The 14,569-nt window shown below is 71.9% G+C and carries 12 protein-coding genes; 9 read left to right on the top strand and 3 right to left on the bottom strand.

The annotated features are described in order from the left end of the window. Positions 1 to 50 precede the first annotated feature (50 nt). The 9 genes from ABZ911_RS06705 to ABZ911_RS06665 all read left to right on the top strand — a co-directional run bounded on the left by ABZ911_RS06705 (position 51) and on the right by ABZ911_RS06665 (position 12,090). Positions 51 to 1,919 (top strand): S9 family peptidase, encoded by a 1,869-nt coding sequence (locus ABZ911_RS06705; RefSeq protein ID WP_358052656.1) that lies wholly within the window; start codon positions 51 to 53, stop codon positions 1,917 to 1,919. After that, positions 1,883 to 3,196, top strand: a complete 1,314-nt coding sequence (locus ABZ911_RS06700; protein WP_358052654.1) for a serine hydrolase — start codon at positions 1,883 to 1,885, stop codon at positions 3,194 to 3,196. The genes ABZ911_RS06705 and ABZ911_RS06700 overlap by 37 nt, the downstream gene beginning before the upstream one ends. Before the next feature lie 10 nt (positions 3,197 to 3,206). After that, entirely contained in the window at positions 3,207 to 4,541 is a 1,335-nt protein-coding gene (locus ABZ911_RS06695; RefSeq protein ID WP_358052653.1) for a serine hydrolase, read from the top strand. Continuing rightward, positions 4,534 to 5,373, top strand: coding sequence for a serine hydrolase (locus tag ABZ911_RS06690; RefSeq protein WP_358052651.1), 840 nt, complete (start codon positions 4,534 to 4,536; stop codon positions 5,371 to 5,373). The genes ABZ911_RS06695 and ABZ911_RS06690 overlap by 8 nt, the downstream gene beginning before the upstream one ends. Before the next feature lie 95 nt (positions 5,374 to 5,468). Continuing rightward, positions 5,469 to 6,986 (top strand): helix-turn-helix domain-containing protein, encoded by a 1,518-nt coding sequence (locus ABZ911_RS06685; protein ID WP_358052649.1) that lies wholly within the window; start codon positions 5,469 to 5,471, stop codon positions 6,984 to 6,986. 95 nt (positions 6,987 to 7,081) lie between these two features. After that, positions 7,082 to 8,656: an ABC transporter substrate-binding protein gene (locus ABZ911_RS06680; RefSeq protein WP_358052647.1), complete on the top strand. Its 1,575-nt coding sequence runs from the start codon at positions 7,082 to 7,084 to the stop codon at positions 8,654 to 8,656. Then, on the top strand, positions 8,657 to 9,583 hold the full coding sequence (locus ABZ911_RS06675) for an ABC transporter permease (protein ID WP_358052645.1): 927 nt from the start codon (positions 8,657 to 8,659) through the stop codon (positions 9,581 to 9,583). Next, entirely contained in the window at positions 9,584 to 11,407 is a 1,824-nt protein-coding gene (locus ABZ911_RS06670) for a dipeptide/oligopeptide/nickel ABC transporter permease/ATP-binding protein (protein WP_358052643.1), read from the top strand. Beyond that, positions 11,404 to 12,090: an ATP-binding cassette domain-containing protein gene (locus ABZ911_RS06665; protein ID WP_358052641.1), complete on the top strand. Its 687-nt coding sequence runs from the start codon at positions 11,404 to 11,406 to the stop codon at positions 12,088 to 12,090. The genes ABZ911_RS06670 and ABZ911_RS06665 overlap by 4 nt, the downstream gene beginning before the upstream one ends. Positions 12,091 to 12,149: 59 nt before the next feature. On the opposite strand, the gene ABZ911_RS06660 is transcribed toward ABZ911_RS06665, so the two are convergent. The 3 genes from ABZ911_RS06660 to menC all read right to left on the bottom strand — a co-directional run bounded on the left by ABZ911_RS06660 (position 12,150) and on the right by menC (position 14,552). Continuing rightward, entirely contained in the window at positions 12,150 to 12,914 is a 765-nt protein-coding gene (locus ABZ911_RS06660; protein WP_358052639.1) for a GNAT family N-acetyltransferase, read from the bottom strand. Positions 12,915 to 13,181: 267 nt separating this feature from the next. After that, positions 13,182 to 13,334 (bottom strand): hypothetical protein, encoded by a 153-nt coding sequence (locus ABZ911_RS06655; RefSeq protein ID WP_358052637.1) that lies wholly within the window; start codon positions 13,332 to 13,334, stop codon positions 13,182 to 13,184. 117 nt (positions 13,335 to 13,451) lie between these two features. Continuing rightward, positions 13,452 to 14,552 (bottom strand): o-succinylbenzoate synthase, encoded by a 1,101-nt coding sequence (gene menC, locus ABZ911_RS06650; protein ID WP_358052635.1) that lies wholly within the window; start codon positions 14,550 to 14,552, stop codon positions 13,452 to 13,454. Positions 14,553 to 14,569 lie beyond the last annotated feature (17 nt).

Genomic DNA, 14,569 nt, shown 5'->3' with positions numbered 1-14,569 from the left:
TCGTCCTGGAGACCGAAGAACAGACGGGAAGGCTCGCCTAACGTTCGCTCATGCCTCGCCTCACGCTGGACGACCTCTACCACATCGCGCAGCCGGGGGATCCGCACCTGCGCCCCGACGGGAGCGCCGTCGCCTACACGGTGACCACCGCCGTCGAGGACTCCGACGAGAACCGCACCGAGATCTGGCTCGCCGCCCCCGGCGACGAGCCACGCCGCCTGACGGGTGGCCCGCGCGACTCCTCCCCGCGCTGGTCACCCGACGGGCGGACGCTCGCCTTCCTGCGGCCCGTCGACGGCAAGCCGCAGATCCACCTGCTGCCGATGGACGGCGGCGACGCCCGGCCGATCACCTCGGCCGAGCTCGGCGCCGGCGCCCCGGTGTGGTCCCCCGACGGCACCCGCCTGGCCTACTCCGGCCCGTACGGCACGCTCGACCCGAACGCCCCGGTCGTGGCCGACCGCCTGGACTACAAGGCCGACGGCGCCGGCCTGCTGCGCGACCTGCGCACCCACCTGTTCGTCGTGGACGCCGACGGCGAGGAGACCCGGCAGCTCACCGACGGCGACTTCCACGCCGGCGGCCCCTCCTGGTCGCCCGACGGGGAGCGGATCGCCTTCACCACGAGCATGGCGGACGACCGTGACCTGACGCCCGAGGGCGGGGTCTACGTGGTGGACGCGGCGGGCGGCGAGCCCAAGCGGCTGACCGGCACGGACGTGATCGCCTTGGCCGTGTGGTGGGTGGGCGAGCGCCTGGTGGCCGCCGGATTCGCGGGCGGTCCGACCGGGCACACCCGGCTGTTCACGGTCGCCGACGAGGGCACGACCGAGCTGGAGACGGGGCTGGACCGCAACGTCATGGTGGGCGCGCCGGGCTATCCGGGCTCCGTGCCGCAGGCGTTCGGCGACGACCTGCTCTTCTGCGCCCGCGACCGCGGCCTCACCCACGGCTACCGGCTGTCCGGCGGCACGCCGGCGGTGAAGATCGTCGGGGACGACGCCAGTGTGTCGGGGATGAGCGCGGCGGCGGGGCGGATCGCCTACGTCGCGGCCACGCCGTACAGCGCGGGCGACGTGTACCTGGCCACCGGTGAGGGGCCCGCGCTCAGGCTCACCGACCACGCGGTGCCCGCCGTCGAGCTGTACACCCCGCGCGCCCGCGTCTTCACCGCGCCCGACGGCACCGAGGTCGAGGCCTTCGTGCTGCGCGACGAGACGATCGAGGGGCCGCAGCCGCTGCTGCTCGACGTGCACGGCGGGCCGCACAACGCCTGGGCGCCGGTCTTCGACGGCGTGCACCTCTACCACCAGATCCTGGCCGCGCGCGGCTGGACCATCCTGACCGTCAACCCCCGCGCCAGCGACGGGTACGGCGAAGCCTTCTACACCGCCGCCCTCGGCGCATGGGGCGTGGCCGACGCGCAGGACTTCCTACAGGCCATCGACGACCTGGTCGCCGAGGGCGTCGCCGACCCCGAACGGCTGGCGGTGACCGGCTACAGTTACGGCGGCTACATGTCCTGCTGGCTGCCGACCGTCACCGACCGCTTCAAGGCCGCCATCCCGGGCGGCGCGGTCGCCGACCTGACCAGCATGTCCGGCACCTCGGACGCGGGCGTCTACCTCAAGGAGTTCGAGTGCGGCGGTGACGTCGAACCGCAGTCGCCGCTCGTCCGCGTCTCCCAGGTCAACACCCCCACCCTGATCCTGCACGGCGAGGCCGACGACCGCTGCCCGGTCGGGCAGGCCGAGCAGTGGTTCGCCGCGCTGCGCGAGCGCGGGGTGCCCGTCCGCCTGGTCAGGTACCCGGGCGGTTCGCACCTGTTCATTCTCAACGGACGTCCCTCACACCGGCGGGACTACAACGAAAGGATCGTGCAGTGGCTGGAGCAATGGGTCACCGGCTCGCCGAGCTGATCAAGAAGTACGACGTCCCGGGGGCCGCTCTGGCCTACCACCACCAGGGAGAGCTCCACGAGTACGCCGCGGGCGTGCTGCACACCGGTACCGGTGTCGAGGCCACCACCGAAGCCCTCTACCAGATCGGGTCGGTCACCAAGGTCTGGACCGCCACCATGCTCATGAAGCTGGCCGAGCAGGGCAAGCTCACCCTCGACACCCCGGTCGTGGACCTGCTGCCCGAGTTCAAGGTGGCCGACGCCGAGGTGACCAAGACGGTGACCGTACGGCACCTGCTGAACCACACCTCCGGCATCGACGGCGACCTGTTCCTCGACACCGGCCGCGGCGACGACTGCGTGGAGAAGTACACGGCGGCCTGCGCCGACCTGGCGCAGAACCACCCCCTGGGAGCCACCCACTCCTACTGCAACTCCGGTTTCGTCATCGCCGGGCGGATCGCCGAGCGCCTCACCGGTAAGACCTGGGACGAGGCGCTGCGCGAGCTGGTCCTCGACCCGCTCGGCCTGACCCACACCTGGACGCTGCCCGAGGACGTGCTGCGCTTCCGCTCGGCCATGGGCCACGTGGACGGCGGCGCACCGGCGCCCGCCTGGGGTCTCATGCGTTCGGCCGGCCCGGCCGGGCTGATCTGCGCCCGCCCCGCCGACGTGGTCGCCTTCGGCCGCGCCCACCTGGAGAGCGGCCTGCTGGAGAACCCGCAGGCCATGTGGGAGCCGCAGGTCGACCTGCCGGACCCGAACGCCATCGGCAGGCAGTGGGCGATCGGCTGGATCCTCGACGAGTGGTCCGGACACAAGGTCCTGCTGCACGGCGGCAACACCATCGGCCAGCACGCGATGCTCTGGGTCGTCCCCGACACCGGGACGGTCGTCTGCGTGACCGCCAACGGCGGCCGCTCGGGCGCCTTCACCCACGCGGTGGCCACCGAGTTGTTCGCCGAGCTGGACGGGCTGACCGTGCCGGCGAAGCTGACGCCGCCGGAGGTCCCGGTCGAGGTCGACGTCGAGCGCTACGCCGGCACCTACGAGCGGGTCGGCGCGCGGCTGGCGCTGACCGTGCGCGAGGGCGACCTGTGGCTCCGGATGGAGGCGACCGGCGCCCTGGCCGAGCTGAGCCCGCCCGTGGAGTTCCAGCTCGTCCCCGTGGACGACCGCACGTTCGTCGGCCGGGTGGGCGACCAGCCCGACTGGATCTCGGCGGTGTTCTACGAGCTTGAGGACGGTTCGCCGTACATGCACCTGGGCGTCCGCGCCACCCCCAAGATCGCCTGAGGAGCAGTAGATGGACCTGCAGAAGAGATTGGACGAGGCGGCCCGCGCGCACGGCGTGCCCGGCGCGGCCGTCGCGGTGTGGACCCGCGGCGAACTCGTCGAGGCCGCCACCGGCGTGGTCAACGCGAACACCGGGGTGGAGACCACCCCCGACAGCGTCTTCCAGGTCGGCTCCACCACGAAGGTGTGGACCGCCGCCCTGGTCATGCAGCTCGTCGAGGAGGGCCTGGTCGAGCTGGACCGGCCGGTCAAGGACTACCTGCCGGAGTTCGCGGTCGCCGACGGCTCGGAGAGCGCCATCACCGTGCGGCACCTGCTGACCCACACCGGCGGGTTCGACGGCGACCTGTTCGAGGACACCGGGCGCGGTGACGACTGCCTGGACAAGTACCTCGCCTACCTGACCGGCGCCGGCCACGTGCATCCGGTGGGCGAGCTGTTCTCCTACTGCAACGCCGGATTCGCGGTGCTCGGCGCGCTGGTCGCCAGGCTGCGCGGCAAGACGTGGGAGCAGGCGATGCGCGAGCACCTGCTCGACCCGCTCGGCGCCACCCACGCCGCGCTGCTGCCCGAGGAGGCGGTGCTGTACCGCGCCGCGGCCGGGCACATCGGGCCGGACAACGCCGTCTACACCAAGGGGGAGCTGCCGCGCTCCAACGCCCCGGCAGGGTCGACGATGTACGCCGCGCCGCGCGAGCTGGTGCGCTTCGGCCGGATGTTCACGGCCGGCGGCACCGCCGAGGACGGCACCAGGCTGCTGTCGGCGGAGACCGTCGCGGCCATGCGCACCCCGCAGGTCGAGGTGCCCGGCGTGTCGGGGATGCTGGGCGACCGGTGGGGGCTCGGCTTCGAGCTGTTCGACTGGGGCGGCGAGGTGTTCGGCCACGACGGCGGCACGCCGGGCCAGAGCACGTTCTGGCGCGTCGTGCCCGGCGCCGACTTCGTGATCGCGATCAGCTGCAACGGCGGGGCGTTCTTCGGGCTGATCAACGATCTGGTGCTGCCGGTCATCCGCGAGTGCACGGGTCTGGCAGTGCCGGAGTCGCCGGTGCCCGCCGAGCAGCCCGCCCGCGTGGACACCGCGCCCTACGTGGGCCGCTACGCCGGGCCGATGATCGCCTACGAGGTCGCCGCCGCCGACGGCGGGCTGGACGTCACGCTCATCCCCAGCGAGCTGATGCGGACCATGGGCGCGGAGGGCAAGACCACCCGTTTCGTGCACTACGCCGGCGACTCCTTCATCGCCGCCGAGGTCGAGGACGGCATGTACGAGACCGCCACGTTCGTGATGGGCGACGGCAAGGCCGCCTACCTGCACAACAGCAGGGCGCTTCCCCGTGCGTGAGCTCTTCGAGGAGGCGGGCGCCCAGGGGTTCGTGCACGCCCGAGAGGTCGACGGTGACCGCGAGGTCGGCCTGGGCGCGGACGACGGCGTGGTGCTCGCCTCCGTCTTCAAGATCCCGATCGTGCTGGAGTACGCCAGGCAGGCCGCCGCGGGCGCCATCGAGCGCACCGAGCGGCTGACCGTCACCGCCGCCGACAAGGACGGCGGGATCGGCACCTCCGGCTGCGCCGACGACGTCTCGCTCACGCTGCGCGACCTGGCCCACTTCATGATGACCATGAGCGACAACGCCGCCACCGACGTGCTGCTGCGCAAGGTCGGCTGCGACCGGGTCAACGCCACCCTGGCCGAGCTCGGCCTGAAGCGGACGCGTCTCGTCGGCGGCTGCTCCGACCTGTTCGCCTCGATCACGGAGGAGCTCGGCGGCGCCGACCTGGAAGGAGTGAGCGAGGACCAGATCAGGGCGCTGTCCGTGCACGACCCTGAGCGCACCAGCGGGAGCACCCCGCGCGAGACCACCACCCTGCTCAGCGCGATCTGGCGGGACGAGGCCGGGCCCCCCGAGGCTTGCGCCGAGGTCCGCACGATCATGGGCAACCAGGTCTGGCCGCACCGGCTCTCCTCGGGTTTCGACGACGAGGTGAAGGTGTCGGCCAAGACCGGCACCCTGTGGGGCATCCGCAACGAGGCGGGCGTGGTGGAGTATCCGGACGGCAAGCGGTACGCGGTCGCCGTCTTCGTCCGCACGCACTCGCTGGCCTACCGCCTGCCGAAGGCGGACGCGGTAATCGGCCGGGCGGCGAGGCTAGCCATCGACCAGTTGCGCGTCTGATGTCCCTTTATGTCCAGTATCGTGAGCGGATGAACACCCGGCCACGTGCCAGTCTGAGCCGAATTCTGGACGACCTCGGCAGTACGGTTCTGGACGTGGCCGCGTCTCCCGGTGACCTCGACACCGAGGTCACCGGGGTGTACATCTACGATCCGCTCGACGAGCCGCTCATCCCCGCGGGCGGCCTGCTGCTCGCGGTCGGCGTCGGCGGCGCCGACCGCGTCTGCGACCTGCTCGACCAGGCCGGGCAGGCTGCGGGCGTCGTCGTCAAGCATCCCGTCGAGGTCGACGAGCAGGTCAGAGCCAAGGTGCTGGAGACCGGCGTGGCCGTGCTCGGGCTCACTCGCGCCGCCTCCTGGGCCCAGGTGGCGGCGCTGCTGCGTTCCCTGCTGGCCGAGGGCGACCTGGCCGAGGCCGGCGCGAACCCGGCCGACGACCTGTTCTCCCTGGCCAACGCGGTGTGCGCGCTGCTGGACGCGCCCGTCACCATCGAGGACAGATCCGCGCGGGTGCTCGCCTACTCCGGGCGGCAGGACGAGGCCGACGCCGGCCGCATCCAGACCGTGCTCGGCCGCCAGGTGCCCGAGCGCTACACGCGCATGCTGGAGGAGCGAGGCTTCTTCAAGCAGCTCTACCAGAGCCGCGATCCCATCTACATCGAGCTGGGCGACGGGAGCATCAACCGGGCCGCCGTCGCCGTGCGCTCCGGTGACGAGATCCTCGGCTCCATCTGGGTCGCCGTCCACGAGCCGCTGAGCGACCAGCGGCAGCGGGCGCTCGCCGACGCCGCGAAGATCGTCGCGCTGCAACTGCTGCGCGAACGCGCCGGCTCCGACACCCACCGGCGCCTGCGCGCCGACCTGCTGTCCACCGTGCTGGCCGGCGGCAGCGACGCCGCCGAGGCGGCCGGGCGGCTCGGCGTGGCCAGCCAGCGGCTGTGCGTGCTGGCCGCCCAGCTCACCGGCTCCTCCGACGCCGACCCCGCGCGCACCGAGAGCGACCGGCTGCGCTTCTGCGACGCGCTCGCGCTGCACGTCGGAGCCATCCACCCGCGTTCGGCGGCGGCGCTCGTCGGCTCGGTGGCCTACGCCGTGCTGCCGCTGCACTCGGCGGGGGAGGAGGAGGCGCGGGCCGTACGTGTGGCTGAGAGCTTCCTGGCCCGGGTCGGGCCCCGGCACGCCGCCAACGTCGGCGTCGGTCGGCTGGCCGCCAACCTGACGGAGGTGGCCAGATCGCGCGCCGACGCCGACCGGGCGCTGCGGGTGCTGCGCGCCCGCGGCACCTCCGGCGCGGTGGCCGGATACACCGCCGTGCACTTCGAGTCGCTGCTGCTGCAGGTCGCCGATGTCGTCGCCGCCGAGGAGCAGTCGCCGACCGGCCCCTACGAGCGGCTGCTGCGGCACGACGCCGAGCACGGCAGCGACCTGGTGGCCACCCTGCGGGCCTACCTGGACGCGTTCGGCGACGTCAACGCCGCCTCGGCGCGGGTGCACGTGCACGCCAACACCTTCCGCTACCGGCTCAAGCGGCTGACCGAGATCAGCGGCCTGGACCTGTCCGATCCCGACGCGCGACTCACAGTGATGCTTCAGATGCGAATCTTCGGCCGCTAGCACCACGCGGTCGGCGCTTTTCGTGTCCGGGCACGAAGAAAGGTTCCCCGGTTAGGACGAATGTGGGCACACCTCCCACCCCCTGGAGTATTCCCATGAGAAAAGCCGCTGCCGTCCTCGGCGTCCTCGCTTTTGCCGCCACCGCTTGTGGCGGTACGTCAGGCACCCCGTCGGGCCGCCCCGCCTCGGGAGGCACCTTCACCTACGCCATGCCCACCGACCCGGGTGTGCTCGACCCGGCCATGGGCGTGCTGTCCGTGACCAACACCGTGCTGTCCTTCGCCTACGACACGCTCGTGAACACCGCCCAGGACGGGACGATCACTCCGGGGCTGGCCGAGAAGTGGGACGTCAAGCCCGACTCGGTGACCTACACCCTGCGCAAGGACGTCACCTGCTCCGACGGGTCCAAGCTGACCCCCGCCGACGTGGCCGCGAACGTCAACCACATCGTTGACCCGGCCACCAAGTCGCCCATCTACGGCGTGCTCGTCCCAGCCGGCATGAAGGCCGCCGCCGACGACGCGGCCGGCACCGTGACGCTGTCTACGCCCCAGCCTTTCAGCTTCATCCTGGAGAGCTCCCGGCTGATCTTCATCGTCTGCGGCAAGGGCGTCAAGGACCGCTCCCTGCTGGCCCGCGGCACCTCCGGCTCGGGGGCGTACACGCTCACCGAGGCGGTGCCCGGTGACCGCTACACCTTCGGAGTGCGCAAGGACTACAAGTGGGGGCCGAACGGCAGGACCGCCGAGGGGCTGCCCGACAAGGTCGTGCTGAAGGTCGTGCCCAACGAGCAGACCGCCGCCAACCTGCTGGTGTCGGGCGCTCTCAACGCCGTCACCGTCTACGGCGCCGACCGCGCCAGGCTGGAGGCGACCCCCGGACTCGGGAAGCAGATCGAGACGGGAGGCAACGGCCAGTTCTTCTACCACCAGGGCGACGGCCGGCCCACCAAGGACCTGGCCGTGCGCAAGGCGCTCACTCAGGCCATCAACCTCAAGGAGCTGGCCGGCATCGCCTCCAGCGGCACCGGCCGTCCCGCCACCGGGCTGGTGCTGGAGCCGCGCCCGTGCAAGGGCGACACGATAACCGGTCACGTGCCCGCCTTCGACGCCGCCGCGGCCGCCTCCGCGCTGGACGCGGCAGGCTGGAAGGCCGGTGAGGGCGGCATCAGGTCGAAGGACGGCGAGCCGCTGACCCTGCGCGTGCTCTACGCCACCACCAAGGGCGCGGGCGTGCAGGCCGCCGCCGAGTACATGGGCGCCGAATGGCGCAAGATCGGCGTCGACGTGAAGCTCAACGGCGTCATCGACACCAAGCTGTCGGAGTCGCTCACCACCACCCAGGACTGGGACGTGGTCTGGCTGCCCATCGGGGTCACCCTGCCCTCGCAGCTCGTCGGCTTCCTGTCCGGTCCCGCCGCGCCGAAGGGCGCCAACTTCGCGCACCTGGCCAACAAGCGCTACACGGAGCTGGTCGCCAAGGCCACGCTCGTGCCCGGCGAGGAGGGCTGCAAGATGTGGCTGGAGGCGGAGTCGGCCCTGTTCGAGAACGTCGACCTGGTGCCGGTGGTGGACACCACCGTCCTGACGGCCACCAAGGGCGCCACCTTCGAGACCATGGCCGGCCTGTTCGACCCCACCACGATCCGGCTGACCGAGGGAGGCTGAGTGCTCCGCCGCCTGGTGAGGTTCCTCGCGTCGATGGCCGCGCTGCTCGTGGCGTCGTTCGCGATGATCCACCTGATCCCCGGTGACCCCGTGCGCGCCGCGCTCGGCCCCGCCGCTCCCGTCGAGCTGGTCGAGGTCAGGCGCGCCGCGCTCGGCCTCGACCAGCCGGTGCCGCAGCAGTTGCTCACCTATGTGAGCAACATCTTCACCGGCGACTTCGGCACCTCCTTCCTCACGGGGGAGCCGGTCGCCGAAGTCATCGCCTCTCGGCTGCCGAACACGCTGAGCCTGGCCGTGCTCGCCACGCTGCTGTCACTGATCATCGCGGTGCCGCTCGGCATGTGGGCCGCCATCCGCACCGAGAACGGCCGCAACCGGGGCACCGACCTGACCTTCAGCTCGGCGACCGGCACCGCGGTCGCCATCCCCGAGTTCCTGTACGCCATCGGGCTGGTCGCCATCTTCGCCATCGGCCTCGGCTGGTTCCCGCCCGCGCAGAAGGCCGGCCCGGAGTCCTTCGTGCTGCCGATCATCGCCCTGGCCGCCGGCCCGATCGCGATGATCGCGCGCATCTCCCGCGTGCAGACCGCCCGCGAACTGGGCACCGACTACGTACGGCTGGCCAGGGCCAAACGCCTGCCCGGCGCCCGCCTGTACCTCAGGCACGTGCTGCCGAACACGCTGACCGCCACCCTGACCATGGGCGGCCTGCTGCTCAGCTCGCTCATCGCGGGCAGCCTGCTCGTCGAGTACGTCTTCGCCTGGCCCGGCCTCGGCCTGAAGATCGTGGAGTCGATCACCCAGAAGGACTACCCGGTCGCCCAGGCCGTGATCCTCGTCTACGGCGCCGTCGTGCTGATCGTGAACCTCCTGGTCGACCTGCTGCTCGGCGTGCTCGATCCCACCTCCAAGATCAAGGAGGCGTAAGTGGCCCGCCTGCCGAGAACTCCCCCCGCGATCGCGGGGGCTTTCATCGTCACCCTGCTCGTGGTCCTGGCGATCATCGGCCCGCCCCTCTGGGGTGAACAGGCCGAACTCATCAACGCCGGCGCCATCCTGCAGGGCGCCAGCGCCGAGCACCCGCTCGGCACCGACAACCTGGGCCGAGACCTGCTGGCCCGGGTCCTGGTCGCCGGGCGCTTCTCCCTGGGCCTCGCGCTGCTGACCACGCTCATCGGCGCGGGGATCGGCATCGTGCTCGGCGCGCTGCCCGCCATCCTGCCGCGCAGGGCCGGGCGCGTCGTCACCAGCACGGTCAACGCGCTCGTCGCCTTCCCCGGCCTGCTGCTGGCCATGTTCACCGCCGTGATCGCCGGACTGGGCGCCAAAGGCGCCGTGCTCGGCATCGGCGTCGCCATCGCGCCCGGCTTCGCCCGGCTCACCCAGACGCTGGCCGCCTCCGTCGCCGGAGCCGACTACGTCGCCGCCGCGCGCATGCTCGGCGTCCCACGCCGGCGAATCCTGACCACGCACGTCCTGCCCAACATCGCCGAGCCGCTGATCCTGAACCTCACCCAGGCGATGGGCGGCGCGCTGCTCGGCCTGGCCGGGATGTCCTTCCTCGGGCTCGGCGTGCAGCCGCCCTCCTTCGACTGGGGACGGCTGCTGTTCGACGGCTTCAGCCGCATCTATGTCACCCCCGAGGTGGCGCTCGGGCCCGCCGTCGCCGTGGCGGTGGCCGGGATCGGCTTCAACCTGCTCGGCGACGCGCTGGCCAAGGCCGCCTCGCGCACCACCGCGCCCACGGGGAAGAGCGCCGGCGAGGTACCGCCCCCGGCCGGTGAGCCCGACCCCGAGGCCGTGCTGGAGGTGAGCGGGCTCAGCGTCACCTTCCCCGGCGGCGTGCGGCCCGTGCGGGAGCTGTCCCTGACCGTCGCGCCGGGCGAGATCGTCGGGCTGGTGGGGGAGTCGGGCAGTGGCAAGAGCCTCACCGCCGCCGCGATCGGCGGGCTGGTGCCGTACCCCGGAGTGGTCTCCGGTGCGCGGCTGCGGCTGGCCGGGCAGGACCTCGGCGAGCTGAGCGAGCAGCAGCGGCGCAAGCTGCTCGGCACCTCGCTGGCCATGGTCTTCCAGGACCCGATGGCCTCGCTCAACCCCGCGCTCAAGGTCGGCGGCCAGCTCGCCGAGGTGGCCGTCGTGCACCAGGGCGCCACCCGCGCCGAGGCGCGCGAGCGGGCCGTCGACCGGCTCGGCCACGTGCACCTGCCCGAGCCGGACAAGCAGGCCAGGCGGCACCCGCACGAGCTGTCCGGCGGCATGCGGCAGCGGGCCGTGATCGCCATGGGCCTCATGGGCACGCCCAAGCTGATCATCGCCGACGAGCCGACCACCGCGCTCGACGTCACCGTGCAGCGCCAGATCCTGCGGCTGCTGCGCGAGGTGAGCGCCGAGACCGGCGCGGCCACGCTGTTCATCTCGCACGACATCGCGGTGGTCGGCGAGCTGTGCGACCGGGTGGTGGTGATGTACGCCGGGCGGGTGGTCGAGGAACTGCCCGTCGAGCAGCTCGCCACCGGCGCCAGGCACCCCTACACGCGCGCCCTGATCGCCTCCCTGCCCGACATGGAGACGGACAGGACGCAGCCGCTGGCCAGCATCCCCGGTCGGCAGCCGTCGCCCGCGCAGGTGCCCGAGCAGGGCTGCGCCTTCGCCGACCGCTGCGCGCTGGCCACCTCGCGCTGCGCCGAACGCCCGTCCCTCGTCTCGTACGGCAAGGCGCACAGCGTCGCCTGCTGGGAGGTCGACTCATGAAGATCGAGAACCTGACCGTCCGCTACGGCTCGTTCACCGCCGTCGACGGGGTGAGCATCGAGGTGCCGCCCGGCGGCGTCGTCGGCCTGGTGGGGGAGTCGGGGTCGGGCAAGTCGACGCTGGCCAGAGCGGTCAGCGGGCTGGTGCCGTACGAGGGGAGGATCGAGGGGGCGCGGCGGATCCAGATGGTCTTCCAGGATCCGTACGCCTCCCTGGACCCGCGGATGAGCGTGGGCGCGTCCGTCGCCGAAGGCGTGCGGGCGCCCCGCGCCCAGCGGCAGGCCGAGGTGGAGCGGCTGCTCGGGCTCGTGTCGCTGCCGGCCGAGGTGGCCACGCGCTACCCGCGCGAGCTCTCGGGCGGGCAGCGGCAGCGGGTCGCGATCGCCAGGGCGCTCGGCGCCGAACCGGACCTGCTGGTCGCCGACGAGATCACCTCGGCACTGGACGTGTCGGTGCAGGGATCGGTGCTCAACCTGGTCAAGCGGCTACGCGAGGAGCTGGGGCTGTCGATCCTGTTCATCTCGCACAACCTGGCCGTGGTGCGGTACGTCTCGGACTCGGTGGCCGTGATGCACGGCGGGAAGCTGGTCGAGTTCGGGCCCACCGAGCAGGTGGTGGACGAGCCCACGCACGAGTACACCCGTTCGCTGCTGGAGGCGGTGCCCCGCCTGGTCAGGCACTGATCCCACCGGACGACGAAACGGCGCCCCACCCGGTCGGGTGGGGCGCCGTTTCGTCGTGCCTAGCGTTCGACCACGTAGAACGTCTTGCGGTGGAAGCCGGTCACCTGGGCGCCCTCCTCCAGAAGGGTGCCCAGGACGTCACGGGTCGCGTGCCGCCACGCCTTGGCCGTGCCGGGGTCGCGGGGGCGCAGCCCCTCGATGTCCTCGGGCACCGCCACCAGCACCACCCGCGCGTCCGTCCGTCCCACGACGGGGGCGCCGTCCACGTCGGCGAGCCCCACGGCCGCGTCCGCGGGCACCTCCAGCGGGTACGGCCGGCGCAGCACCGCCGCCTCCACCTGCGGGTCCTTGAGCCGCCAGACGGCCAGCATGCGGTCCGACTCGTCGCCCTGGTTGATGGCGTCGGCCATCTCCCCGTAGAACGACGGCAGGTACTCCGCGGGCCGCGCGCCCAGCTTGGCCAGGTTGAAGTGCGCGTTCCTGCGCACCAGCGGGTCGTAGGTCCAGGTGATGCGCTCCAGGCCGCGGTCCAGCGCCCACTCGCGCTGGTGCACCTTCAGGTCGAAGCCGATGCCCCGGCCCGTGGTCGCGCCGGTGATGTGCGAGTGCAGGCTGCCGTCGGCGCCGAAGAAGCCCACCGAGGCGCCGACCAGGTCGTCGCCGTCGAAGGCGCCCGCCACGTAGTTGCCCGCGTGGGTCAGCGCGCGCATCAGCTCGGCGCTGATCGGCCTGCCGCCGGGCTCGAAGTTCCAGATCGTCGCGAACAACGCGTCGACCTGCTCGAACTCGCCGAGCTCGTGGAGCTCTCTGATGACGGGGTGCACGTTTTCCAGCCTCCGAGTACGTGGTTAACCGCGACGGTATGACACCGTGAGCCCGGCTGAATTCGTCGCCGATCACCAACACACGGGAGTCGTTCGTCCGCCCGGCCAAAAGCGAATCTACTTTGTAAAGGGGTGCGGCAGAAGCCGGTCGAAAGCCCGGCTCGGTAGCGTCGCGAGCGTTGATCACACCAGCGTTCAAGGGAGTACACATGATCCGGCGCGCAGCTCTGCCAGCCGCTCTCGCGGCCGCGGTGATCGCCTCACCGCCTACGCCACACCCGCCTCGGCGGCCTCCGCCTCGGCGGCCTCCGCCTCGGCCGGGAAGGTGTGCGTGAGCACCGTCGCCGGGTCCGCCGCACGATGCGTCCTCGTCGGCAAGCCGACCGTCATCGCCCTGCGCGGGTACGCGGTCTCGAGCATCGCGGTCGGCCCCGCACGAGTTGCGGCGTCGGCCCTGTGGGCCGCTAGGAATCTCGCCAGGCCCGTGGGGGGCGCGAGCCTGTAGCTCGGGGTTGGGCTACAGGCTCGCGGGCGTTGTCAGAGGGCGATCCACTCGACGGAGGTGGTGACCTCGTCCAGGATCTCCTTGATCGGCTCGACACCCAGTCCCGGCCCCGCCGGCACGGTGAGGTGGCCGTCCTCCAGCTCGAACGGCTCGGTGATGTCGGTCGCGTAGTAGCGGCGCGACCCCGAGGTGTCGCCCGGCAGCGTGAACCCGGGCAGCGCGGCCAGCGCGACGTTCGCGGCCCGGCCCAGCCCCGTCTCCAGCATGCCGCCGCACCACACCGCCACCCCGTGCGCCCTGCACAGGTCGTGGATGCGCCGCGCCTCCAGATACCCGCCGATCCGTCCCGGCTTGATGTTGATGATCGAGCACGACCCCAGCGAGATCGCGGCCGCCGCGTGCTCGGCCGACTCGATCGACTCGTCCAGGCAGATCGGCGTCCTGAGCAGCTTGGCGAGCTGCGCGTGCTGCACGAGGTCGTCGTTGGCCAGCGGCTGCTCGATCAGCAGCAGGCCGAACTCGTCCAGCTTGGCCAGCTGCGGCGCGTCCACCAGGGTGTACGCGGCGTTCGCGTCCACCTGCAGCAGCACGTCGTCGCCGAACCTCTCCCGTACGGCACGCACCGGCGCGACGTCCCAGCCCGGCTCGATCTTCAGCTTGATCCGGACGTACCCCTCGTCGAGGAAGCCCTCCACCGCCTCCAGCAGCTCCGGGATCGAGTCCATGATGCCGACCGACACCCCGCACGGCACCCGGTCCCTGGCGGCGCCGAGGAACTGGCCGAACGACTCACCCGCGGCCCTGAGCTGCGCGTCGAGGACGGCGGTCTCCACGGCGGCCTTCGCCATGCGGTGACCCTTGATCGGCTCCAGGGCGCGGCCCACACCGTACGCGTCCACCTCCGACGGCAGCGACGGCAGCAGGAACCGCTTGATCACCTCGGCCGCGCCGTCGACGAACTCGGAGGAGTACAGCGGCTCGGACATCGCCACGCACTCGCCCCACCCCTCCGCGTCCGGCGTGACCACCTTGACCAGCAGCACGTCGCGGGCCGTCTCCGTACCGAACGACGTCCTGAACGGCGCGACCAGCGGCATCGCGATCCGCCGCAGCTCGACTCCACTGATTTTCATACCTGTGTCTCCCACTC

This window comes from Nonomuraea sp. NPDC046570 (assembly GCF_040645915.1).
GTDB lineage: Bacteria > Actinomycetota > Actinomycetes > Streptosporangiales > Streptosporangiaceae > Nonomuraea.
Note: the sequence above shows the minus strand (reverse complement) of the source record. Positions and strands in the feature narration are given on the sequence as shown.